This is a genomic window from Micromonospora sp. NPDC004704 (assembly GCF_053601675.1).
In genome coordinates, this window is sequence record NZ_JBSGCD010000002.1 from 204,616 (window position 1) to 229,134 (window position 24,519).

Consider the following 24,519-nt stretch of genomic DNA (forward strand, 5'->3'; position numbering starts at 1 on the left):
CCGCGGCGCAAATTGCACTCGCCGGGACAACTATCCGCCAGTGCCGGTGGCTGAAGGTCAGCCCGAGCGGCAAAGAAGACGCGCGGCATGTCGGATGTGCGTTGCCTGGATGTCTGCCGTCCTAACCGTCCCAACACGAAGAGTGACGTGTCACCCTTCGTTGGCGTGGACCGGTGGGCAGCGGCGTCCCGGCCGGCGTCGCCGCCGGACTACCGTCCCGGGGCGAGCGTCGGGCGGAGTACGAAGACGCCCCAGCCGAAGTAGCGGCGGCCGTACTCGAGGTGCCACCGGCGGGACAGGTCACGGAACTCGCGTACCTGCTGGGCGCGCGGATCGTGCGGGTACGCGCGCAGCCACTCGGTCAGCGTCCACCACTGCTGGGCCACGTAACGGTCCCAACTGTCGGCGTCGGCGAGTACCACCTCGACCAGGTCGGTGCCGGCCGCCTCGAACCGGTCCAGGGTGCCGCCGAGCGAGGTGAAATCGTCCAGCCCGAACCCGTACGCCGAGTACGCCCCCGGCGGTGGCGGGTCGATCCAGTAGGGCTCACCGACCAGGAGCAGCCCGTTGGGGCGGACCGCCCGCCGCATCAGCTCGATGGTGCCGGCCAGCCCGCCGCCGATCCAGGTCGCGCCGAGGCAGGAGACGACGTCGTAACCGGCGGGCTCGGCCCGGTACTCGGCGGCGTCGCCGTACTGGAAGCTGACCCGGTCACTGACGCCGAGTTCGGCCGCGCGTTTGCTGGCGGCGGTCAGGAACACCTCGCTGATGTCCACGCCGTGCCCACGGATGCCGTAACCCTGGGCCCAGCGGGCGAGCAGTTCACCCTTCCCACACGCGAGGTCGAGGACCCTGGTCTGCGGGCCGACCCGACTGGCCGCCCCGAGCAGCATCAACTTCTCGTGGGTGAACGGGTTGAGGATGCGGTGCTCCGCCTCCGACAGCTCGTGCAACCAAAGCGACATCGGGCCAGGATTACCCGTTTTCCGGATCGTGTCGAGCCCCATCTTTCGGCGCAAGATCCGGATCGTCCGGCAGGGGTGGGTCCGGGGCCGGCATCCGGGCCGTTCCGGTCCGCCGCGCGCACCGACCGGTCGCGTCGTTTGTGCAGCTCAGGCGTGGAAAAATCACTGTGTCGAGTGGACACTCGAACCGGCCGTGAATCGCTCAGACTAGACCGCCTTCGATTCGTCGTGGCACAAACCGCGCCGGCCGGTGTCGGGTGGTGGGAAAGTTCACGGCCGAGGGCGGGGAACGGGTCGACACGACAGGCTCCGGTCGGGCACTCTGTCCGCCGTGCAGCCCGAGGTATTCATCGCCATCGGATCGGCCGTCGTCTCCCTCCTCAGTGTCCTGTTCACCACGCTCTCCGCCCGTCGGGTGACCGTGTTGCAGTACCAGCTCGAGGAGCAGCGGCACCGGCAGAGCAAGGCCGAACTCGCCGAGCAGTTGCTCAGCCGCTACCGGGAGCCGCTGCTCTGGTCCGCGCACGCGTTGCAGGGGCGGCTGTTCAACGCCGTACGGCCGGGTTTCCTCTCCACGTACCTGCACTGCGGTGACGTGGACGACGAGCGGTACACCCGCGACTACACCGTGTACGTGCTGGCCGAGTACCTCTGCTGGGTGGAGATCATCCGGCGGGACCAGCAGTTCCTCGACCTCGGCGACGTCGAGCGGAACAAACGGTTCTTCGGCTTCCTCGACCGGATGACGCAGATCATCGCCGCGCTGGACACCCCGCCGCCGCTGCGCCTGTTCCGGGGCCAGCAACGGGCGATCGGCGAACTGCTGCTCGTACGCGTCGAGGACAGCGCCGGCACCCGGTACGAGTCGATGGGGTACGCCGAGTTCTGCGAGCGCCTCGACACCGATCCCCGGTTCGCGTCCTGGTTCACCCGGATCCGGGCGGACGTGGACGTGATCGCGACCGCGGACTACGACGGCAACGCCCGCCTGGTACGGATGCAGCACGAGCTGATCGCCCTGATCGACTTCCTGGATCCGGACCAGGCCCGGCTGGCCACCCCGAACCGGGCCCTGGTCGACCGGGACACGATCGGCAAGCTCCCCGGTACCACCTGAGGTCCGGTGCGCAGACGCTCCCAGGAAAACCAACGCGTTGATCTCGTACATCATCTTCGATGTACGCACATCAAAGATGATGTAGAAGACGAACGCGATTGTTTGTTTCGCCGGGCGTCCCGGTCTCAGTCGCGCGGTCGGGCTTGATCCGAGGGGTCCGCACCGTTCGCGGCCATTTACGCGAGGCAGTCCAAAACATCCCACGGCCCGTCAGGACATCGTCCAGGCGTGTACCTCCAGCCGGCCCGTGGTGCCCAGGTCGAGGTGCTTCGCCACGGTCTGGGCCGGCTGTCCGGCCGCCGGGGCGACCTCCAGGTACGCGCCCTCGGCGATCTCCCCGTCGGTGACCGTGTTCCGCCAGCGCACCGAGGCGTACGCGGTGCCGCCGGGGTACACGGTGATCTCCTTCGGTCCGGGGTCCTCACCGCCCAGCGCGGTCCCGTTCTCGACCCTCACCGCCAGCGGTTCCCGCTCCGCGTCCAGCACCCGTACCACCGGGTAGCCGTTCAGCGGGAACGGTTCGGTGCCGCAGTTGAACAGCACGATGCCCATGCCCCGAAGCCCCATCGCGGCGTCGGTCGGGCTGGTGCTCACCAGTACGCCCGACGCCGGGCAACTGGCGGCCTCCCGTGGACCGCCGGTCGCGGTCGGTACGGGCAGACCGGTGGCCGACCCGCTCGGTGCGCCCTGCGCCGGTACGTCGGCGGTGCGACCGCTCTCGCCCGGTGCCGGAACCGTCCAGGGCTCGGGCGCGGGCGGGGTCGGCGCCGGCAGGACGATCGGCTGGCCGGGCACGGGACCCTCGCAGCCGGTGCCGAGCAGGAGCACCGCCGCGACCGTGGTGACCAGCGGGCCGAGCCGGTGGCGGGCGGGTCGGCGGCGAGCGGGGTACGTCTGCACCCGGCGATCCTCCTACACGAGCCGGCCCGGCGGAGAACCGTCGGCCCGTGCCGTGAAGAGCATGTGCGCGAGCTGTGAAGGCGGGTGGCGATCGGGGGCGATCCCACGGTGAGCTTGTACGCTGCGTCGATGCCGGATTCCAGGTTGATGCGGGATTCCACCGAGCGCTGGTTGGAGCGGCTGCGTGGCGCCGTGGCGCCCCGACGGCACAACGCCCGTACGATCGCGGCGTTGACCGGCAATCCGGGCTGCCACCGGCGGGCGGTGCTGGACGCGGCCGGGGTCGACAAGCCCCGGCTGGCCGAGCACATCGGCTTCCCGGCCCGGTTCGGCCAGTCCCGGTTCGCCATCACCCGTGGCAACGCGTTCGAGCGGCAGGTGAAGGCGGACGGCGGGGTCGAACTGCTCCGCCTGCTGCGTGAGCGGCTCGGACTCCCGATCCCCGACGCGGCCTACACCGACCTCGACGATGGCAGGCCGGATCCGACCACGCAGACAGCCGACACCGACACCGACGCCGACGCGGTCCCGGCCCGACCGGCCGAGACCAACGAGGAACGGTACGAGCGGTCCCGGCACCTGCTCGGCGAGGCCGCCGGGTCGCCCGCATCCGGCGACGCCCTGATCTTCGACCACCCGCTGCTCCGGCTGGAGGTCGCCGGCCAGCCGGTCTACCTGGAACCGGACCTGATCGCGTTCCGGGTCGACGGTCGGTTCCACGTCGTGGAGATCAAGTCGTTTCCGGTGATCGACGGGCAGGCCGACCCGAGCAAGGTCTCTGCAGCTGCGGTCCAGGCGGCGGTCTACGTACTCGCCATGCGGCAACTGCTGACCGAGGCGGGGCATGACCCGGCCATCGTGTCGCACGACGTACTGCTGGTCTGCCCGCGCGACTTCACCAACGAGCCGGTGGCCGCGCTGATCGACGTACGCAAGCAGTTGTCGACCCTGCGCCGGCAGCTCACCCGGATGGCGCGGGTCGACGAGGTGGTGGCCGCGCTGCCCGCGGATCTGACCTTCGACCTGGCGCCCGACCGGGCCGGTCGGCCGAGCCGGTCGCCGGCCGCGCTGACCACCGCACTGAGCGTGGTCGAGGCGCGTTACGCACCGGACTGCCTGGCAAGCTGCGAACTGGCCTTCTTCTGCCGGCACGAGGCACGCGGCCAGACCGGCAGCCTGGGCAAGTCGGTCCGCGAGGAACTCGGTGGCGTCGAGCGGGTACCGACCGTGCTCGCCCTGGCCAGCGGCGAACTGGCACCGGCCGACGGGCAGGCCGAGGCCGCCGCGATGCTCCAGGCCGCCGCGCGGCTGCGGGCCGAGGCCCTCTCATGAGTACGCTCACCGCCCTCGCCCGGGCGCAGGCACTCGCCGCCGGAAAGGCCCAGCCGACCGCCACCGTCCGGCACCTGCACCTCGCCCGGCGGCCACTGGTCCTGGTCCCGCTGACCATGGCCGGCGAGGCGAACGCACCGCTCGCGGTCCTGGTCGGCACAGACCCCGGACAGCCCCGGCTGCTGGTGGTCCCACAGCCGCGCAACCGGGACCAGCGGCTCGACTTCGTCACCGCGCTCGGCACCGTGCTCCTGCCCTACCTGGACGGTCACCGGGGCGTGTCCGAGTCGGTCCCGGTCGACCGGGGACGGGACGTGCGCTACCGGTACGTCGAGGCGCCCCAACTGATCGTCCCCAACTCGGGCGGGATCACCTTCCTGCGGTTGCTCGGCCGCAACACCCGGTTCCGGCGTACCGACGGGGACTATCCGGTCGACGCCTCGGTGCCGCTGGTCGGCCGGTGGCTGACCTTCCTCGCCGAACGGGCCGAACACCCCGGATCATCGCTGCTGGTGGCGCTGACCGAGGCGCTCGGCCTGCACTGGGCGACCGGGCAGAGTTCGGTCGAGGACCTGAACCTGGCCGCTCAGCTCGGCTGGATCGACCCGCCGCCGGGGGTCACCGGCCCGGTCGCCGCCGCCGAGGCGGAGGATCCGTCGATCTGGCCCCCGGCCGGACCGACCACCGATCCGGAGTTCGACAACGACGTACTCGCCCCGACGATGGCCGCGTACCAGGCGGCGATGGCGGCGGACGACGAGCCGGCCCGGCAGCGGGCGTACGCGAGCATGGCGGAGGCGTTGCGCGGCCAGTTGGAGCCGACCTGGCGGCTGATGTGGCGGGGGCTGTCGCTGCTGCACGCCCTGCCGCCGGGGGCGCGGGTGGCGGGACGCTGGGACGCCGACCGGGACGCGTTCACCGACTACGCCGGTTACACCGACGAGGGCGGCCAGCCGCAGCCCCGACGGGACGGGGCGGTCGCCGCCGCCCAGCGCCTGCACCGGCTGGAACGCGCCCTCAGCTCGTACGCCGTCCAGCGCGCGTACGACGACCCGCTGGTGATGGCCGACCACCGGTTGACCGGGGAGGCGTTCGTCGGCGAGGTGACCCTGGCCGACCCGGCGCGGGTCGACGACACCGGCAAGCGGCCGGTGCTCCGTCCCCGGATCATGGTGGTCACCACCGATCCGGTGCTCGTCCAGCCCGGTGCGTCCCTCACCTCACCGGCCCGGCCGGGGCAGAAGGCCAGGGTCGTGTTCGTCACCCGGACCGGTGACGGGTCGAAGACCGAGGTGGTGCTGGAGCTGTCCGGCGGGATGGGTCGAGGGCTGACCGCGCCGCCGGGCACCGTACCGGAGGTGGGGGAGCGGCTCTGCTACACCACCCTGACCGACGGGTACGCCCCACCCGGCACCTTCCCGTCCCGCGAGGACACCCCCTGGACCCACGGCGGCCCACCCACCGACGCCTCGATCCCGGACTAGTCAGTGGTGGGCTTGAGCCTTACGTAGCGGGAGGCGGGAGGGTGGTTCTCGGAAGGGAGGGAACCCGTGGAGTACCCGGTGGGCAAGGTGGCGCGGATCGCCGGCGTGACCGTACGGACGCTGCACCACTACGACGAGATCGGTCTGCTCTCGCCGAGCGGTCGTACGGGTGCCGGTCACCGCCGGTACGACGACGGCGACCTGGAGCGGTTGCAGCAGATCCTGTTCTACCGGGAGCTGGGGTTCCCACTGGAAGAGATCAACGCGATCGTCGACGACCCGGAGTCGAATCCGACCGAGCACCTGCGTCGGCAGCACGAACTGCTGACCGGTCGGATCCACCGGCTGCGGGAGATGGTCACCGCGATCGAGTTCGCGATGGAGGCGAAGAAGGTGGGCATCCAACTGACGCCGGAGGAGCGGTTCGAGGTCTTCGGCGACTTCGACCCGGACGAGCACGCGGCCGAGGCCGAGCAGCGCTGGGGCGGCACCGACGCGTACCGGGAGTCGAACCGGCGTGCGGGGCAGTACAGCAAGGACGACTGGCTGCGGAACAAGGCGGAGAACGAAGACTGGGGCCGGCGGTTCGTGGCGCTGATGGACTCCGGCGCCCCCTCCGACAGCCCGGGCGCGATGGCGCTCGCCGAGGAGCACCGCCAGTTGATCAGCCGCTGGTTCTACGAGTGCACGTACGAGATCCACACCGGGCTGGCCGACATGTACCTGGCCGACCCGAGGTTCACCGCGTACTACGAGAACATCGCACCGGGCATGACGGCCTACCTGTGCGGGGCCATCCACGCCAACGCGATCACCCGCGCCTAGCAACCGGGTACGGAACCGGTGGCGACCTGCCCACCGGTTCCGTACCCGCACCGCTCGCGCGAAGTCAGTTGTTGTACGGCAGGGTCGGGAACCAGCCGAAACCGAACATCGCCGGCACCCGGATGTCCCAGTAGACGACGGTGAACACGCCGAGCGCGACGAGCAGGCTGCCGGTGATGACGGCCATCCGTACCGGGTCCCGGGACAACCAGGTCAGGAACCGGCCCCGGGTGCCGGCGACGACGAGGGCGAACAGCACCGCGACGATCACGATGTTGCCCAGGGACTGGAGCACGAACGCCGCGGCACCGTAGAACGGGTTGCCGGAGTCGACCGCCCAGTGGAACAGCTTGTTGAACAGCGGGTACGGCCGACCGATGAGGAAGCCGCCGACGAGCGCGCCCAGGACGACGACCCGGGCGACGGGTCGGGTGGCGAACGGGTCGGGCAGCACCCCGAGCGCCGCGAGGCCGAGATAGGCCAGCGCCAGCCCGATCACCCCGAAGACCACCGACGACTGGAGGATGCGTACCGGCATGTCGCCGACGAGGTCGGTGGAGAGCTGCGGGAGGCGGTCGCCGAGCAGGACGCCGACGAACCCGTACATCGCGGACACCGACACCATGCCGAGGGCCAGCCAGCCCACCGGACGCAGCATCGTACGCAGGGCGCCGGTCGTGCCACTGGTCGCGCCGGCCTGGCTCATCGGCCCGATCGCCGCCGCCATGGCGATGTTGCAGGCGGTGAACGTACCCGCGAGCCCGGACACGAACGCGAACAGCAGCCCGGCGGCGGTACCCGCGATGGCGGTGCCCTTGGCGTCGTGGCCGAGCAGGGTGTTCGCGACGTTGTCTCCGATGACCGCGTCGACGAAGTGGTAGGACCAGACCACGGCCAGCAGTACGCCGGCCAACACGCTGAGGACAACCACCCGACCGGTACGCGGTCGCGCGACGGTCGGGGCGGGCGGCGCCGTGACGAGCTGGGGTGAGACCTTCACGGTTGCTCCTCTTCGGGGGGTAGGACGACAGATAGGAATGGCCCCCTGACCGTAAGTGAAGGGCAGGGGGCCATTCCATACCGGCGTTGGATCAGGCGGTCGCCGGTTGTGGCGCCACCGGCACCGGGGCGGTCACGCCCTCCTGTCGGCGCTCACGCAGCCACCGGCTCCACCACCAGAGCCCGCGGGCCAGGCAGACGATGGTGACGGCGAAGAAGAGGGTGTAGACGACGTTGAACACCATCAGCACCCCGTAGACGGTGGCGACGCTGGCACCGAACATGAACTGGTCCCGGAACCGGCTCGGGGTGGTGCCGGGGTCGGTGACCATGTAGTTGGTGAAGAGGATGAAGGCCACCCCGGTCATCGGCACCAGCGCGCCCCACAGGGACACGTCCCAGATCCAGTGTCTGATCAGGGCCTGGAGTACGAACCCGCCGGCCCACCCCATGATCAGGCCGACTTTCTTGGTCAGGGCGGCGTTGAGCACCGTCCCGGCCGTGAGGATGACCACCGGGATCACGATCCGGATCACGTCCGGCACGTTCTCCGTGAAGTGGTACGGCGGCGCGATGTTCACCCAGGAGAAGGCGAGCAGGGTGATCGTGATGCCGAAGTTGGAGGGGTTCATGAAGTGCCGGAACCGCCCCTTGATCGGCGCCCGGAGCACGTACTTCTGACCCACCGAGACCACCACGGCGAAGGCGATCGGCCAGAACAGGTCGTTCGCGTAGAGCAGCATGTTCGCCGCGAGCGACGTGATGTGGGTCGGTAGCAGGAAGGTGTAGACGCCCCAGGCACCGTTGCCGGCGTACTCCGCGGGCCGTTTCCCGGCCCAGGCCGCGATCGTCTCGCAGACGAACTCGGTGGTGTAGCCGACCGCGAGGGCGAACAGCGGCCACGTCCACGGCTGCTCGAAGCCGAACACCGAGTAGCCGAGGATGTTGAAGATGCTCATCGAGATGGCGAAGTTGCGCAGCGCGAGATAGCGCGGGTCCTTGCCGTCGATCCGGTTCGGCCGGGGAGGCGCCCCGGTCGCGGCGGTCGTCGCCTGGTCGGTCCGGGCCGGTGCGGTGGCGACCGGGGTACGGACGCCGACTCCGGCGGTGCTGATGCGTTCGACGTGGGTCATGAGCCCGCCACCTCCTGGGCCTGGTCGGTGAGCATGAAGTCGTGCCAACCGGGATTCAGGTTGAGCGTCTGCATGTGCATCGTCCCGTTGAGGTCGAGCCAGCAGAGCTCGGCGGAGACCGGCTTGTTCGCTTCGTCGCCGAGCCCGAAGAAGACGTCGAAGCTGCGCTTGCCGGAGTGCCCGCTGCCGCCGTCGAGCTGGGCGACCTGGGTACGCCCGTCCGCGGTCTTGATCTTCACCTGGGCCCCGTACGCCGGGGTCCCGATCGGACCGGCCGCCCCCGGTGTCGCGCCGGCCACCGGCCGGTGCAGCCGCAGGCCGAGGAAGTTGCCCTCGGCCGGCTTGGTGTTGCGGTAGTAGGCCGGCGGTCCCCACTGCCGGGCCACCGCGAAGTCCTGGCTGCCGTCGGCGTTGACGTCGGCGACCGCGACCCCGCGCGACGGCGTGGTGTCGGTCATCCCCAGGTCCTCGTTGAGGTTGACGTACCGGCCGTTGTCCTCCCGGACCCAGAAGGCGAACGGCGACGAGCCGGCGATGTCGTCACCGGGTTCGGCGTTCGGCCACATGTGCGGTTCGGCCAGCATGAGGTCGTTGGCCATGGCGAGTTCCTGGAGCCAGTTCCAGCGGTTGATGTGGCCCTTCACGAAGCCGGTGGTCTGGACCACGCTCGGGAAGCCGCTGTTGTCGAAGTCGGCCATCTTGGAGTCCCAGCCCCAGCCGACCCAGGCGATGTTCGCGTCCGCCGCCTTGTTGTCGAACGGCGCCACGCCCCGGCTGAGCTTGGCCCGGGCCTCCTGGACGTTGTCCGCGGTGTTCCTCCAGAGGAAGTTGCTCTCCTCGATGCCCCAGCTTGCGGTGATGTTGCTGACGAACATGTCGAACCGGCCGGTGGAGCCCAGGTCGCCGAACTCGATCGACATGCCCTTGAAGGAGTCGTGCCCGAGGACCAGCGACTTCGGGGTGAAGGCACCCCGGCGTCCCTCGGCGAGGGTGAACCTGATGTTGCCCGGGGTGGAGACGTTGTGGAAGAACCGGTCGTTGCCGAAGTCGTTGGCGACGTACAGCTCGGGAAGCAGGTCGCCGTCGAGGTCGGCCGAGCCGGCCCCGAGGGACCACCCGGTGGCCAGGCGCCCCTCGATCGCGTTCTGTTCCTCGTACGTCACCGACGGGGTGGCGCCGACGGTGGCCGACTTCCAGCGCATGATGTGCGCGCCGCCGGCGTTCTGGGCCCGGGACATCGAGTGGTTCATCGTCACGCCCTTGAGCCCCTGCGGGTCGAGGACGGCGGTGTCCGGGAAGTAGTTGAAGACCCCGATGTCGGGGTGCCCGTCACCGTCGAAGTCGGCGATGTTCACCGCGTTGGTGTTCCACTGCGGCCCGTGGTAGAGGCCGTCGGGCGCGGTGCCGTACTGGAGCAGCTCCATCGGGAGGTAGGTGGCCAGGCTCAGCGGCGCCGAGGTGCCGCGCTGCATGAACAGCACCGGGCTACGACCCCAGAAGTAGACCAGCAGGTCGGTCCAACCGTCCTGGTTGAAGTCACCGGGGGCACAGCCCATCGGGGCCATCGCCGAGTTCATCGGCAGCGGGGCCGGGTCGAGTACGAACGGCGGGTAGCTACCGCCGCTCTCCGGCGCCGGTGTGACGATCACGGAGTCGCTCCGGGTGTCCACCAGGCACAGGTCGTTGGCGACTCCGCCGCCGTCCAGGTCGTTGACGGCGATGGCCGCGCCGACCGAGGAGATCCACGACTTGATGTGCTCGTATTCGGGGTTCACCTCGCGGACGGTCCGCAGCGGCAGCCCTTCGGGCAGTGCGATGGGCAGCTCGGTGAACCGGAAGCGCGAGGCCATCGATGCGCGATCCTCGGCCGACGCCTCCGGTAGTTGAGCGGCCACGAACAGGGTGCCCGTCAGGACGAGCACGAACAGGGCCGGGGTTAACCGGCGCAGGACGCCGGGTTTCGATGGCATCGTTTTCCCCTCGAAATAGACGGCACGGGGCAGCGCCCGACAACCGGCGATCGCGTACGGCGATGCGGTTGCGGAGTGCTTGTTTACTGGCGGAGTTGTCGGTCCGGCGAGGCGTTTGGAATCCGTACGCCGTTCGTCGGTTCGCCGCCAGTTACGCGAAGGCCCACGGCGGGGTCGGCCCGTGGAACCAGGTGGATGATCGGCCTCGGCGCCCGGCGAGTCCTTCCTTCCTTGACTATTCCGTCACGCCGGACCAATTACCTTCCGACCATCGATATCCTCGCGTCGTGCCCACCCGGTGTCTTCTCAAAAAGTGCTCTAGGCCCGCGTATCGCCTGACCTGCGCAATATGGGAGAAGGGTGGCTGCCGGCGCCGGGAATAGACGGCGGCGAAAGGGGATCCGTCTCGGCGGCGCGGCGGGGCGAACGGCCGCTCAGTCAGCCTGCGGGGCCTGTTCGGGTGCCGTGCCGCCGGCCACCCGCAGGGCGAGATAGTGCTCGTACGCCATCCGGCGCATGGCGGCAAAGGCCACCTCGTTCAGCACGGTACGGGCTACCGCCGTGGCGGCGGTCTCCTGTGGCGACTGGTCCAGTTCGTGCCTCGCCAGGGCGTCGGCGGCGGAGACGTACAGCCTGAAGGCGTCGCTGTCGTCGTCCCAACCGAGGTACTGAAGCGCCGCGAAAACCTGTGCCAGGGTGGATTTCGCGGGTGCCTCGGGCTCGACGCGCCAGCCGACGGTGCGGACGAGCTGGTCGATACGCCCCAGCGCCGACTCGATGACGCCGGGCTCCGAGTCCTCGGTGGGGTAGTCCGCGAGGAGGGCCTTGGTGACCACCTTGGCCACCGCCTGGGGGGCGAGGCAATTGTCGTCGATCGCTGCCAGTACCTCGCGGACCGAGGCGATGCTCATCATTCCTATACCGGTCAGGACCCGAATTAGTTTTAACCGTATAAGGTGCTCTTCGTCATACTCGGCCTGGTTCCTGGCGGTAGGTGTACCTGGTGGCAGCAGTTGTTCTCTGAGGTAGAACTTGATCGTCGCTACCGGGACCCCGCTCTGTCTGCTGAGTACCGAAATTCTCATCGAACTCCAGAGGTTTGTGGGGTCCGCTCAATGCATGCTGCCACACATGATCGAGTACCGCAAGCCTTGTAGATGTTCGCCAATAAGTGTCTGACCAGGGATTTCATGGTCTCTTAAGCTTCGCTCGGCCACTGTCCGAAGGCCGTCGGTGCGGTGTCGGGGGACCGTTGCGGTGGGGTAAACCAAGGCGATATTCCGTGAAATTAACTGTTGAACCGACGCAATCAACACCGAAAGCGGACGCATCGCCCGCACCGGGGTCGGTCGATGGATACCAGGAATCACCACCATCTTATCTCCAAATTATTGCTCAGTTCGGACCGGTCAGGACGATACCGGACGTGTTTCCGCAGGCCAGCGTCGTGCCCGGGAGTCGGGTTAGGGGGCGCCACCAGGACAAACGCGGTTCGGTGACGGAGCCGTTGCTGGTCGTTACGGTTTGGTCTAGCATCGACAACTATCGCTTGGGATGTGTGCGGCCACCGGACCGGGCCAATTCTGCGGACCACGTACTTCCGGCGATAGCGGGGCTTCGGGGATGCAGTGTCAGTACGGGTGAGTGTGGGGCAACCCCGTATTGATCGAGCGACATCAATGAAGAGGCGCTTTTGTCCCTGAGTGCTACTCCTTGGGCAACGGCTGAGATCCGGGGGAGAATCGCGATGCACGATACCGCCGAACAAGCTGTAGAACGCGTAATCGCTACGATGCTCGACAATCTGAGCGAGCCGCTCACGATCGACGACATGGCGCGGGTGGCCATGTTCAGCAAGTTCCACTTCTCGAGAATGTTCCAACGTGCGACCGGGCTGTCGCCCGGACGGTTCCTGTCCGCCCTGCGGCTGCAACGGGCCAAGCAGCTGCTGGTGTCGACCTCACTGAACGTCGCCGACATCAGCATGCGGGTGGGCTACACCAGCGTCGGTACGTTCAGCTCCCGCTTCTCCCGCAGCGTGGGACTGTCGCCGACCACCTACCGCAGGCTCGGCGGGTTCACCCCGAAGATCCATCCGGACAGCGGCCCCGAGGTCGCGTGCGGCACGGTCAAGGGCATCATCCATCCCCACCCCACGACCGGACGCCAGGTCACCTTCGTCGGCCTGTTCCCCGACCGGATCCCCGAAGGCCGGCCGGTGAGCTGCGCGATCCTGGACCATGCCGGGCAGTACGCGCTGGAGCGGGTGCCGAAGGGCGCGTGGTACCTGCTGGCGCACGCGGTCCCGGCCGGCACCGAGGAATCCGTCGACGGCGCCGGGCTGAACCCCGACGACCTGTCCGTGGGCATCGTCGGGCCGATCGAGATGTGCCGGGACAGCGTGGTCGAGTCGGTGGACCTGCAACTCAAGCCGATGCGGACGATGGATCCGCCGGTCCTGCTGGCCCTGTTCGACGTACGCAAGGATGCCCTGATCCGCGCGGGCGTCCGCAGCGACAGCTCCTACGAGCCGTTCGCGGTGGCCTGACAACGCGGGACCGGCGAGCGCGGCCGATGCCCCGGCCGCGCTCGCCGGAAATTGCCCGCCGGCGCGAACGCCGGCGGGCAACAACTACGTCCGGTACGCCTCAGCGCAGGCTGCGTACCGTCATCGGCAGCCCGTCGCGCATCCGCAGCGACAGCATCGGCTCCGGCACCACCTCGTGCTCCGGAGCCTTCACCAGCCGCAGCTCACGGGCCAGCATGGCGAGGACGAAGGCCGCCTCCATCATGCCCAGGTGGTTGCCGACGCAGAACCGGGGACCGGCACCGAACGGGATGTACGCGTACCGGGGCCGGTCGCCCGAACGGGCCGGGTCGAACCGCTCCGGGTCGAACCGCTCCGGCGACGGCCAGAAGTCCGGGTGCCGGTGCAGGGTGTACGTGCACACCACCACGTCCGCCCCGGCGGGTACGTGGTAGCCGCCCACGTTGTCCTCCCGCAACGCCTTGCGCGGCAACAGCCACACCGGCGGGAAGAGCCGCATCACCTCCTCCACCACCATCGCCGTGTACTTCAGCCCCCGCAGGTCCTCGTAGACCGGTGGCCGGTCACCGAGCACCTCGACCGCCTCGGCGTGCATCCGCTCCCACACCTGCGGATGCTGGTCGATCAGGTAGAGACTCCAGGTCAACGTGCTCGCGGTCGTCTCGTGCCCGGCCAGCAGCAGGGTCACCAGCTCGTCGCGCAGCCGCTCCCGTCCCACCCGGGGGTCGGACTCCTGCCCGGCCGAGATGATCAGCCGGGACAGGACGTCGTCGCGGTTCCCGGTGCTCGCCCGACGGTCGGCGACCAACTGGTCGACGATCCGTTCCAGGTCCCGCCGTGCCCGGCGGAACCGGAGCTGGGTCGGCAGCGGGATCCAGGTCGGCACCGCGCTCAGCGTCGCCAGCTCGAACATCGCCTGGTCCTGGACGGTCGAGAAGGAGCCCCCGATGGTGTTGAACGTACCCAGGTCGGCGTCGAGCAGGGTCCGACCGAGCACACCCAGGGTCAGCCCGGTCATCTCCTTGACCACGTCGACCGGCCCCTGGCCCTCGTACGCCCGCAGTCGCTCGACCAGGGCGGCGGCCTCCAGTCCGATCGCCCCGGCCTGGGCGGCGATCCGCTTGCTCTGGAACGCCGGCTGGATCACCGAACGCTGCTTGCGCCAGAGGTCACCCTCGCTGGTCAGGAGCCCGTCGCCCAGCGCCCGCCGGGCGTGCACCAGACCGATCCCCTTGTGGTAGTTCGCGCTGTTGTCGGCGAGGATGTGCTTGGCGTAGTCGGGGTGGTTGAAGAAGTAGAGCGACTTCGGTCCGACCGGCAGCCGGACCGCGTCGCCGTACGCCGCGGCCGCGTCGGTCATCATGCCCAACCGGTCCCGGTTCATCACCGCGAGCATCCGCATCGCGGAGCTGCGCGGGGGTCCCGGCGGCACCCGCCGGGCTCGATCCAGAGTTGTCATGGCGCCACGTCACCTCACTCGAAGTCGAACTGAGCGAACCTGCCCAGGTAGAACAGCAGGGCCTTGTCGTCCAGATGCCGGTCCAGCGACAGCAGTTCGCCGACGAAGATGGTGTGGTCCCCACCGTCGTAAGCTGCCCGCAGCTTGCACTCGAAATGGGCCAGCGCGCCGCGGACCAGCGGCGCGCCCGTGATCTGACCCGGTACGCAGTCCACCGCCTCGAACTGCTCCGCGCCCAGGGGGCGGCGCTTGTCGGCGAAGTACCGGGCCACCGCCTCCTGGTGTGCGGACAGGACGGAAACGCCGAACGTGCCGGTCTCCGCGAGCAGCCCGTGCATGATGGCCTGCCGACCCACGCACACGAGCACCAGCGGTGGGTCCAGCGACACCGTGGTGAACGAGTTCGCGGTCATGCCGTGCGGCGCGTCGCCACCGACGGTCACCACCGTGACGCCGGTGGCGTACGCGCTGAAGGAACGTCGGAGCAGTTGGATCTCGGCCGTCGAGGACGGTTTCGCCTGAACATCCACAGTCGTCCTCCACTGCCGTCCGGTCAGGCCCGAGGCGCCGCGAGCACGTACGGCTCGAGCGCTCGGACCAGGGATTCCGGCACGCGGGCCGGGAGCGTACGGGTGTTCGGGCCACGCATGCACGCCACCCGCTGGTTGCCGCGGGCGACCAGGGTCTCGCCCGCGCCCGGGTCCAGCCGGACGTAGTCGAATCCGAACTGGACCTGGGTCTGTGCCAGCTCGACCAGCCGCATTCTGATCGCCAGCTCGTCGAACGCGGTGATCTCGGCGAAGAACTCGCAGTCGACCCGGAGCGTGAACAGCTTCAGGTCGTCGCGCAGGTCGTCCAGCACCGCCGGGGCCCGGTCCTTGAGGAACATCTCCCGGCACCGCCCCTGCCACCGCAGGTAGTTGACGTAGTACACGTTCCCCACGATGTTGGTCTCCTCGAAGCCAACCGTGTGCCGGTACTCGTAGTACATCTCCATCACGCTCAACGCCCTTCGGTCAGGATGGCGAACGCCACGGGTCCGGCAACGTCCCGCACCGTGGTGACGAACACGGCGATCCGCAGCTCGCCCGAGCTGAGCAGGGTCCAGCCCGCGCGCTCCGACGGCAGCAGTGCCAGCGGTGCCTGGTTGGTCCGGCCCGCCTTCTGCAGGCACTCCACCGCCGCCCAGACCCGGGTTCCGGCGGTGTCCGCGCTCTCCCCGGACGTCTGCGCGATGAGTTCGGCCAGTTCGAAATGCGGGCCGAGCAGGCTCTGCCAGACCGACACCGGCCGGGGCGCGGCCAGCTCGACGTCGCAGCCCAGCGGGCCGGCACCGGCGACGCCGAGGGTGAGCCCGGCACCGTGGGCGCTGGAGACCGTACGGTCGCCGTCGACCTCCGGACGCCCGTCCGGGCGGTACCGGACCTCCACCGGATGCCCGAAGGCCCGGCCGGCGGCGAGCGCGGTGTGCGCCCGTCGGGTGGCGATCAGGTCGGCACCGTCGCCGTCCGGGGGACCGGTCGGGTCGGGTTCGACCGCCACCGCCACCCGGGCGCCGAGCAGGTCGCCGACCGCCCGTTCCAGGTACGACCCGAGCAACGGCGCCGCCCACGGCCCACGCGCGTCGTTCTTGCGTACGGCCCGCAGCCGCAGACCCTCCCACCGCTCGACCACCGCTCCGGTACGGTCGCGCAGCGCGATGTCGTACACGTAGTTGTCGCCGTCGCGGGACCGTTCGGTGGCGCAGTACCGCAGCTCCTCGGTGCCGGACATCCGGGGACCGGCGGGGTGGATCCGGTCGATACCGGCCGGCAGCAGGGTCGCGTCCGGTACGCACACCTGGTTGCCGTGCATCAGCGCGTCCCGTACGCCGGGGTCGCCGAGGAGCAGCTCGCCGGGGAGGTAACCGGCGAACCAGCCCACCGACGCGTCGGCGGACAGATCCGCGTCGACGTCCCGGGCGGCGGCGCGGTGGTAACGGCGTACCCGTTGGAAGCGCGGACCCTGGAACAGGACGTCGCCGTACAGGTCCCGGTCCGGCACCAGCGGCACCACCGGCAGCCCGTCCGGGACCTGGTCCGGGGGGCCGTCCGGGACGACCCCGTCACCGCGACGCAGCCGGGCCCGGAAGTGCTCGGCGGCGAACGCCGTCTCGGCGCTGTGGATCGCCACGTCCACCGTGTCCGTACCGGTGACCACCGCGGCGATCCTGATCCGGGTGCTGCCCTCCGGCGGCACCACGATCGGCCGCAGGAACTGCGCGTCCTCGATCACCGGCACCTCGGTCCAGCCGGTCAACGCGGCCGTCACCTGCGCCATCGCCTCCATCCCGAACACCGCCGGCATCAGCAGGTTGCCGTCGAGCAGGTGGTCGGGCAGGTAGAGGTCGGTACCGCCGTTGAGGTCGACCTCGGTGACCAGTTCGACTCCGTGGTAGCGGACCAGCGGCCGGTCGACGAAACGCAGCAGCGGCAGCGTCGGCAGGTCGTAGCGGACCGTCCCGATGCCCTCGGTACGCCCGCTGATCACCACCACCTCGGGGGTGTCCGGGTCCGACAGCAGCCGCCGGAGGATCGCGACGCCCTGGTCGGGGGTGACCGGGGTGATGCCGTCGCGGGTCAGCGACTCCACCACCGACAGCCGCTCGCCCATGCCCACCCCGGACCAGACCGACCACTCCAGGCAGATGCTGCGGCACGTCGGGTGCTCCCGCCCGACCTCGCGGGTCAGGTCGGCTAGCCACTCGTTGGCGGTGGCGTAGTGCGCCTCGCCGCGCAGACCGGCCCGGCCGATGATGCTGCCGAGGGTCACCAGCAGGCGCAGCCGCTCCGGGCGTACCACGTCGAGGACGACCCGGAGCCCGTCGAGCTTCGGCGCGAACGTCTGGCGGAACGCCGCCATGTCGAGCCCGGTCAACGCGGCCGGCTCGTTGCGGCCCGCCCCGTGCAGCAGCGCGGTGATCGGGCCGAGTGCCCCGACCAGTTCGGCGACGGCGGTGCGTACCTGCTCCGGGTCGGTCACGTCGGCCCGGGCGTAGCGTACGTTCACCCCGAGGTCGGCCATCCGCTTCAGGTTCGCCGCCAACTCCTTGTCCGCGGCCGGGTCGGAACGGCCCAGTACGGCGAGGCTCGCCCCGCTGTCCTGCACCATCGCCAGCGCGCACTCGGCCGTGATGCCCTTGCCGCCACCGGTGACCAGAAGCACGTCGGTGGTGTCCAGGGCGGCCACCGTACGGGCCGGTTCGACCGGCATCACCCGCAGCGTCGGTACCCGCCGTACGCCCGCCTCGTCGTAGTGGACCTCGGCGTAGTCCCCGGTCGCGGCGACCTCCGCCACCACCTGTTCGACCGCCGCCGCCGTCACCGGCAGGTGGACGATCGTCGTACGCACCTTCGGCGCCTCCAGGTGCAGGGTCTTGGCCAGCCCGGCCGCGCCCCGGTCGTGCTGGACCAGGACGAACCGGTCACCGGCCGTCCCGCCGAGCACCGCCTGTGCACCGCGCAGCGCGAACTCGAGCTGTTCCTCGGTGCAGCCCTCGGGCAGGCAGACCAGCACCCCCGAGCCGAGGTTCGCCCGCTGCAACGCGTGCCGCAACGGCTCGGCGATCGGGTTGTCGGTGTTGGCGTACACCTGCCACTGGCCACCGTTCGCGGTGGCACCGTTCGCGGGGCCGGGCAGCGGGACCTCGTCCAGGTCCAGGGTCCACGGTCGAGCCCAGGCCCCGGCGCCGGCCACCACCTGCGTGGGGGCCAGGTCACCGCTGTGCGCGGTCGCGGCCAGCGCCTCCAGGGCGTCGGCGAGTTCACGTACGGTCGCGGTGGCCAGGTTGGTCGGCGTCTGTGCCGCCGGCATGCCCAACTGGGTGGCGACCTGACTGACCACCTGTCCCACCGTGATCGAACTCAGGTGCAGGTCGTCGAGGAGCCGGCTGGAGTCGTGCACGAGTTCCAGCGGCAGTTCGGCCCGTTCCGCCGCCAACCGGCGGATCAGGTGGGCGGTCGACTCGTCGGTCGGCCCGGCCACCGTCTCGGTGGCCGCGGCCGGGGCGTTCGACACCCGTTGCCGGGTGGCGAGGTCCAGCGGCGGTGCCGCCTCGCAGGGGCTGGCGAAGAACCGGAACTCGGTCCCGACCTGCAACGGCCGGATCAGCCGGCCGTGGAACAGGGCGGAGTCGACCGGGCTCGCGCCGACCACGTACGCCGCACCGACCACCCGCAGGAGGTTGCCGATCGACTCGTCGTCGGTGTCGAGCGCGACCGCGGGCAGTTCCGCCGTGCCGACCAGCCCGCTGAGCACCCGGCCCGGTCCGACCTCGACGAACAGGTCCACCTCCTTGGCGGCGACCGCGATCGCCTGGCTGAACAGCACCGGGTCGGTGATCTGCCGGTGCAGCAGCGCCGGCAGGTCGGTGTCGGCGGGCAGCGCCTCACCGGTGACGGTGGAGATGATCCGCCGCTCCACCGGGCCGAAGTCCTCGGCGTCCAGCGCCGCACCGAAGGCCGCCGCCGCCGGTGCCACCAGCGGCGAGTGAAACGCGTGCGACACCGACAGCCGGGTGGCGACGAGTCCGGCCGCCTGGGCCCGCGCACAGGTCTCCTCGACCGCCTCCACCGGGCCGGCGATGACGGTCTGCTGCGGGCCGTTGTAACCGGCGATGACCACCGGCAACCCGGCGGTCAGGTCCGCGGCCACGGCCGGCGACGCGGCGAGGCCGGCCATCGTACCGGTGGCGCTGTTCTCGGCCATGGTCTTCCCGCGCAGGGCCGCGACCCGCAGCAGGGCCTGCTCGTCCAGGGCACCGGCCCACTGCAACGCGGAGATCTCGCCCAGGCTGTGCCCGACCGCGACGACGGCCTCCAGACCCAGCGTGGACAGCACCCGTACCCCGGCCATCGAGCCGGTCACGATCCGGGGTTGGGCGACCGAGGTGGCCACCATGTCGCCGGAGCTGGGCAGCGAGGCCTGGTGGTACATGTCGGCCGCCTCGGCGAACCTGCGGCGCAGGGCCCCGCCGCTGGTGCCGCGCCCCGACCCCTGGCCGGGGAAGAGGTAGCCGATCCGGCCGGGCCCGCGTACGTGCCCGAGCAGGATGCCGCCGTCGGCGGCGAAGAGCTGGGTCTCGCCCGCGTCCAGCGCGTCGGCCACCCGGCGCAGCCGCTGTTCGGCCTCCTCGGGGGAGGAGACCACCACGGCCGCCCGGTACGGCAGCTCGCGCAGCTCCCGGTGCAGGGTCGCGGCCAGGTCGCCCAGCTGGGCGTACGCGAGCTGCGGGACGAAGTCGATCAGCCGCTGCACCCGTTCCCGCAACTCGGTCGGGGAACCGGCGTCGACCAGCAGCAGTTCGGCGTCCTGCGCCGACGAGGCCAGTGCCCGGGTACGGGTGTCGAAACGCACCCGTCGGCGGGGCTGGTCGTTCTCCAGCACGATGTGGGTGTTGATCCCGCCGAAGCCCATCGCGGTGATACCGGCCCGGACCGGGGCGTCGGCCACCCACGACTCCGCCTTGCGCAGCACCCGCAGCGCGGCCCCGTCCCCGTCGAGCAACTCGTGCGGGTCGACGCACCCGATCGACGGCGGGATCACCTCGTGGTGCACCGCCATCGCGGCCTTGATCAGGCCGGCGACCCCGGCCGCGGCCTTGGTGTGTCCGATCATGCCCTTGACCGAGCTGAGTGCCGCCGGTCGGGCGTGCGGGTCGGCCTCCAACCGGGCCTGGCTGAGCGCGGTGAGCTCGTTCGTGTCACCGACCTTGGTCCCGGTCCCGTGACCCTCGAACATGCTGACCGTCTCGATCCCGAAACCGGCCCGCTCGTACGCCCGACGCAACGCCAGCCGGTAACCGTTGATCTCCGGCCGGGTGATGCTGCCCTTGCCGTCCGAGGAGATGCCCCAGCCCGCGATGGAGGCGTAGACGCGGTGACCGGCCCGGCGGGCCTCGTCCTCGCGCATCAGGACCACCATGCCGCAGCCCTCGCCGGGCCAGAAGCCGTTCGAGTTGCGGTCGTAGACCCGCATCTCACCGGTGGCGAGCGCCCCGGTCTTGGCGAAACCGATGATCTCGAACGGGTCGATCGACAGGTCGACCCCGCCGGCCACCATCACGTCGAGGTCCCCGTCGAGCAGGGCCTTGCACGCCGTCGCCACCGAGAGCAGCGACGACGAGCAGGCACCGTCCACGGTGTACCCGCCGCCCTTGAGGTCGAAGTGGTTGCAGATCCGCCCGGCGATGGTGTTCGACAGGCCACCGGCGAGGGTGTCCTCGTCGATCTCCGGGAACGGGCTCTTGAAGGTGGCCTCGAAGTCGTCCAGGAACGAGCCGAGCTGGTCGTCGTCCCACTCCTGCTCCTTGAGGGCCGCCGCGACCATCCGCCGCACGTACGGCCACCGCAGCCGGAGCTGGTTGGCGCGGGAGAACTCACCGGTCAGGGTGTTCCCGACCACCACACCGGTCCGCTCGTGCGGCACCCCCTCGGCCATCGGGAAACCCGCGTCCGCGAGGGCCAGGGCGGCGGTGTCGAGCGCCAGCCAGTGGGTGAGGTCGGTCGACCGGTACGTGCTCCCGGCGACCTTGTAGGCGATCCGGTCGAACTCGTACCCCTCGATGACCGCGGCGTTACGGGCGTAGAAACGGTCCGGCGCCTTCGGATCCGGGTCCCAGTAGTCGTCGAGCCGCATCCGTACGTCGGGCAGCCGGCGGAACGCGCGTCGACCGGCGACCGCGTTCTCCCACAGTTCTCTCGGTGAGGTGGCGTCCGGATACCGGCACGCCATTCCCACGATGGCAATTTTGGACATGGACACGACCTCTTCTCCTGCGGACGCCCGCTGGTGCGCGTCGTCCGCGACCGGCGATGTGCGGGAACGGTTAGGGGGCGGTGTCGAGGGAGTCGAACCGGGCGGCGATCCGGCGCCGCCACACCTCCCAGGACGGGACGTCACCATCGGCCGGCAGGTCGACCAGCGCCTCGTCGGTGACCCGCTGGGCCTCGACCGGTGTCATCCCGCAGAAAACCTGGGTGGCGATCTCGTTGTGCGGTACGACGAGTCCGGCCCGTACCCGGGCACCGGCGGCGAACGCCGATCCCTGCGCCACCTGGCGCTGGTACGGCCCGGCGTGCTTGGCGAACCACCGCAGTTCGGTGTCGTCACCGCCACCGGCGTACGTGGCGGCGAGTCCGGCACCGCTGTACAGATCCGACCGGCGGTGCTCCGGGAACCGGTCGATCAGCCCGGCGACGACCTCTGCCTCGGTTCCGCCGACGAACCACAGCGCCCGACCGATCCCCTGGTCGATGGCGCGGTTCGCGTACCAGCGGTGGGGTCCGGCGGGCCAGGGGAAGTTCTCCTCCTGGAATCCCTGGTGGACGTACCGATCGGTCTGGAAGTAGGCCTGGTGGAAGCCGTACCCGTCGAGCACCAGCCAGCGCAGCAGCGGGTCCGGCGCGTACAGGCTGGACCAACGGAACCTCGGCAGCCGGGCCATCGCCCAACCCACACCGACGTACGCCATGTAGATGTGGTCGTGGCCGCGCCCGTCGAGGAAGTCACGAACCATTCCCCGGCCGCCGATCGGCAGTCCCTCCCGTACCGCGAAACCCATCGCGGCACCCTCGTACGCAAATCCGCGGAAGCGGGTCGGTACGCCTTCGAGTCGCTCCTCCGCCTCGTCTGTGGTGGCGGCCTCGGCGGCGTACGCGTAACCGGTCAGAAATGACCGGCCTACCGTTTCCAGCAGCTCCTTGGCCTCGGGATTCTTGACGTGGAATCCCCGGACTTCGAGCTTGGTCTCGGAAACGTTCGGCGTCAGGATACGGCGCCGCAACGCGCGATAAGATCTCATGGAACGCTCCCCAACATCTATTCGTCCACGCTAATCCGATCCTCGCAGGGCCCGACCGGAATTTCTTCCTCGTGATTGCCCATCTGGCCATTGTCAACAGATGCCCACACGATCGAAGAAATGACGGACCCGTCCGTTCGGCGAGCGAACGGACGGGTCCGGTAGCCGGTGCGGTCGTGCGCTCAGCGCAACCCCGAGGGAGCCGTGACCGACTCCCGTACCTTCGCCCGCCACACCTCGTACTGCGGCAGACCGTCCGCGTGCAGCCCGCCCACGGCCACGTCGTCGGCGAGTTCCGACGCGGCGGTGACGGACAGGTCCGCCAGCGCGCCCATCGCCGCCTCCGTCCGCTCCGGCACGTGTCCGGAGAACGCCCGCGCCTTGGCGGCGAACACCGCTCCCTGGGCCAGGTCGGGTGCGTACGCGCCCGCGTCCCGGCGCAGTACGGCCAGGTCGGCCGGTCCGCAACCACCGGCGAAGGTGGCCGCGAGACCCACCCCGCTCCACAGGTCCGCCCGCCGGTCCACGGCGAACCGTTCCACCGCCGCGGCGACGTCGGCCACCTGTCCACCGTGGATGAACCAGAGGGCCCGCCCGACGCCCTGGTCGAAGGCGCGGGGGAAGTAGTCGGGCCACCCGTCCCACGGATAGGGCGTCGGCCGCTTCTGTTCCTTTACCCATTTGTCGGTGTCGAAGTAGGCCCGGTCGAACCCGAACCCGTCGACCGCGAGCCAACTCATCGTCGGGTGGTACGGCACCCCGGTCAGGTCCGGCACCACCCGTTTCCACAGCGGTCGCGGTAGCCGGGCCATGGCGAATCCGATCCCGATGTACGTGAGGAAGATGTGCGGGCGTCCCGGGCCGCGCAGCAGGTCCCCGGCGAGCCGGCCGCGTCCACCGGCCATCGAGTCGCGGATGGTGAAGGCCATCGTCACGCCCTCGTACGCGAATCCGCGCAGCTCCGGCTCGACCAACTCGACCCGGCTCTGCACCTCCCACAGGCTCCGGGCGTCGATGCCCCATTCGAAACCGCAGATCACCGACTGTGGGATTGCCTCGAGCCGGCGGGTGGCGTCGGTGGGGGTGATCGGGAAGCCCCGCCCCTCGAAGCTCACCTGGGCCAGCGATGGCGTCATGAGCAGGTTGCGCAGCGAACCAAGGGCGGTAGCCATGATCTCCCCCTCGCTGAAGTGGCGGGGCCACCGGCGGCGGCGGTTCCATCGTGAACCGGCCGACCCGCCCCCCACGTCTCCTCCAGTGCCCTGTTCACCGACCGTCACCCGGCGCCCCCCCGTCCGCGCGTCAGGAAGGGCCCCTTCGGCCGCCGGGATGCGGCGGGAAGGAGCCCTTCCGGTGGGGATCAGTTCGGGCGGGGGCGGCTCAGGAGGAGGTAGAGCAGGGCGCCGATGAGCAGGAGGGCGACGCAGGTCAGCACGACGCTGAGCGGGTCGGCGCCACCGTGGGCGTGGGCGCCGGCGAGCGCCGGGTCGGGCGGTGGCGCGGTCCAGCGCTCCGCCGAACCGGCGGTGACGGAGAAGTCGGTTATCCCGTCCAACTCCTGCCCGTCGGGGAGCGCCACGTGGTACGCCACCCGGTACGCACCGGCCGGCACCAGCGCGAGCGGCACCACGATCCGTTGACCGTCCAGCCGTGCGGCACCGCTGCTCACCACACGCCCGTTGCGGTCGGCGACGGTGAGGTGGAACTCCCTCGGGTCGACCGGCCCGGTGAAGACCAGGGCCACCTCCGCCGGTGGTCCGGGTACGGTCGTCCCGTCGGTGGGGCTGACCCCGGTCAGTTCGGTCTCCGGTCCACCCACCACCGCCGGTACGCCGATCGCCAGTGCCGCGAAGACCGCCAGGGCCGCGCCCAGCCGGCTCCGCCAGCGGCGCGGCCGGGCCGGCGAGGCTGGTTGCGCCCCGCCGGCCGCTGACACGTCGAGCACGA

At 70.2% G+C, this 24,519-nt stretch carries 18 protein-coding genes; 5 read left to right on the forward strand and 13 right to left on the reverse strand.

The genetic code is table 11. The features are described from left to right. Window positions 1-209: 209 nt before the first annotated feature. A complete protein-coding gene (locus tag ACWEFB_RS03180) occupies window positions 210-965 on the reverse strand; it encodes an SAM-dependent methyltransferase (RefSeq protein ID WP_326560785.1) in 756 nt (251 codons plus the stop codon). Window positions 966-1,296: 331 nt separating this feature from the next. On the opposite strand from ACWEFB_RS03180, the gene ACWEFB_RS03185 reads away from it, so the two are divergent. Then, window positions 1,297-2,082, forward strand: coding sequence for a hypothetical protein (locus tag ACWEFB_RS03185; RefSeq protein WP_452281712.1), 786 nt, complete (start codon window positions 1,297-1,299; stop codon window positions 2,080-2,082). Window positions 2,083-2,292: 210 nt separating this feature from the next. Here the strand turns inward: ACWEFB_RS03185 and ACWEFB_RS03190 are convergent, their stop codons facing one another. Further along, entirely contained in the window at window positions 2,293-2,982 is a 690-nt protein-coding gene (locus tag ACWEFB_RS03190; protein ID WP_452281714.1) for a DUF4232 domain-containing protein, read from the reverse strand. 129 nt (window positions 2,983-3,111) lie between these two features. Between ACWEFB_RS03190 and ACWEFB_RS03195 the strand changes: the two genes are divergently transcribed. The 3 genes from ACWEFB_RS03195 to ACWEFB_RS03205 all read left to right on the forward strand — a co-directional run bounded on the left by ACWEFB_RS03195 (window position 3,112) and on the right by ACWEFB_RS03205 (window position 6,623). Continuing rightward, window positions 3,112-4,314 (forward strand): hypothetical protein, encoded by a 1,203-nt coding sequence (locus ACWEFB_RS03195; protein ID WP_452281716.1) that lies wholly within the window; start codon window positions 3,112-3,114, stop codon window positions 4,312-4,314. Then, window positions 4,311-5,798, forward strand: a complete 1,488-nt coding sequence (locus tag ACWEFB_RS03200) for a hypothetical protein (RefSeq protein WP_452281718.1) — start codon at window positions 4,311-4,313, stop codon at window positions 5,796-5,798. The genes ACWEFB_RS03195 and ACWEFB_RS03200 overlap by 4 nt, the downstream gene beginning before the upstream one ends. Before the next feature lie 66 nt (window positions 5,799-5,864). Then, window positions 5,865-6,623, forward strand: a complete 759-nt coding sequence (locus ACWEFB_RS03205) for a MerR family transcriptional regulator (protein ID WP_452281720.1) — start codon at window positions 5,865-5,867, stop codon at window positions 6,621-6,623. A 64-nt stretch (window positions 6,624-6,687) separates the two neighbouring features. Here the strand turns inward: ACWEFB_RS03205 and ACWEFB_RS03210 are convergent, their stop codons facing one another. The 4 genes from ACWEFB_RS03210 to ACWEFB_RS03225 all read right to left on the reverse strand — a co-directional run bounded on the left by ACWEFB_RS03210 (window position 6,688) and on the right by ACWEFB_RS03225 (window position 11,810). Continuing rightward, window positions 6,688-7,623, reverse strand: coding sequence for a hypothetical protein (locus ACWEFB_RS03210; protein WP_452281722.1), 936 nt, complete (start codon window positions 7,621-7,623; stop codon window positions 6,688-6,690). 91 nt (window positions 7,624-7,714) lie between these two features. Then, window positions 7,715-8,755, reverse strand: a complete 1,041-nt coding sequence (locus tag ACWEFB_RS03215; RefSeq protein ID WP_452281724.1) for an enediyne biosynthesis protein — start codon at window positions 8,753-8,755, stop codon at window positions 7,715-7,717. Then, a complete protein-coding gene (locus ACWEFB_RS03220) occupies window positions 8,752-10,725 on the reverse strand; it encodes a CRTAC1 family protein (protein WP_452281726.1) in 1,974 nt (657 codons plus the stop codon). Before ACWEFB_RS03220 ends, ACWEFB_RS03215 begins: the two co-directional genes overlap by 4 nt. Before the next feature lie 434 nt (window positions 10,726-11,159). Beyond that, entirely contained in the window at window positions 11,160-11,810 is a 651-nt protein-coding gene (locus ACWEFB_RS03225) for a MerR family transcriptional regulator (RefSeq protein ID WP_452281728.1), read from the reverse strand. 707 nt (window positions 11,811-12,517) lie between these two features. On the opposite strand from ACWEFB_RS03225, the gene ACWEFB_RS03230 reads away from it, so the two are divergent. Further along, a complete protein-coding gene (locus tag ACWEFB_RS03230) occupies window positions 12,518-13,273 on the forward strand; it encodes a helix-turn-helix domain-containing protein (protein WP_452281730.1) in 756 nt (251 codons plus the stop codon). A gap of 100 nt (window positions 13,274-13,373) precedes the next feature. Here ACWEFB_RS03230 and ACWEFB_RS03235 read toward each other — a convergent pair whose 3' ends face one another. From ACWEFB_RS03235 to ACWEFB_RS03265, 7 genes are all read right to left on the reverse strand, one after another. Beyond that, window positions 13,374-14,732 carry a cytochrome P450 gene (locus ACWEFB_RS03235; protein ID WP_326560773.1) on the reverse strand — a complete coding sequence of 453 codons (1,359 nt, stop codon included), beginning with the start codon at window positions 14,730-14,732 and terminating at the stop codon, window positions 13,374-13,376. Window positions 14,733-14,746: 14 nt separating this feature from the next. Next, window positions 14,747-15,262, reverse strand: coding sequence for a flavin reductase family protein (locus ACWEFB_RS03240; RefSeq protein WP_326560772.1), 516 nt, complete (start codon window positions 15,260-15,262; stop codon window positions 14,747-14,749). A gap of 23 nt (window positions 15,263-15,285) precedes the next feature. Next, a complete protein-coding gene (locus ACWEFB_RS03245; protein ID WP_326563016.1) occupies window positions 15,286-15,729 on the reverse strand; it encodes an acyl-CoA thioesterase in 444 nt (147 codons plus the stop codon). Window positions 15,730-15,734: 5 nt separating this feature from the next. Next, window positions 15,735-21,527 carry an SDR family NAD(P)-dependent oxidoreductase gene (locus ACWEFB_RS03250; RefSeq protein ID WP_452281733.1) on the reverse strand — a complete coding sequence of 1,931 codons (5,793 nt, stop codon included), beginning with the start codon at window positions 21,525-21,527 and terminating at the stop codon, window positions 15,735-15,737. A gap of 70 nt (window positions 21,528-21,597) precedes the next feature. Further along, complete coding sequence (locus ACWEFB_RS03255) at window positions 21,598-22,572, reverse strand: DUF1702 family protein (RefSeq protein ID WP_452281735.1); 975 nt, start codon at window positions 22,570-22,572, stop codon at window positions 21,598-21,600. 182 nt (window positions 22,573-22,754) lie between these two features. Beyond that, complete coding sequence (locus ACWEFB_RS03260; RefSeq protein ID WP_452281737.1) at window positions 22,755-23,744, reverse strand: DUF1702 family protein; 990 nt, start codon at window positions 23,742-23,744, stop codon at window positions 22,755-22,757. A gap of 188 nt (window positions 23,745-23,932) precedes the next feature. Next, a complete protein-coding gene (locus ACWEFB_RS03265) occupies window positions 23,933-24,517 on the reverse strand; it encodes a copper resistance CopC family protein (RefSeq protein WP_452281739.1) in 585 nt (194 codons plus the stop codon). Between the last annotated feature and the right edge of the window lie 2 nt (window positions 24,518-24,519).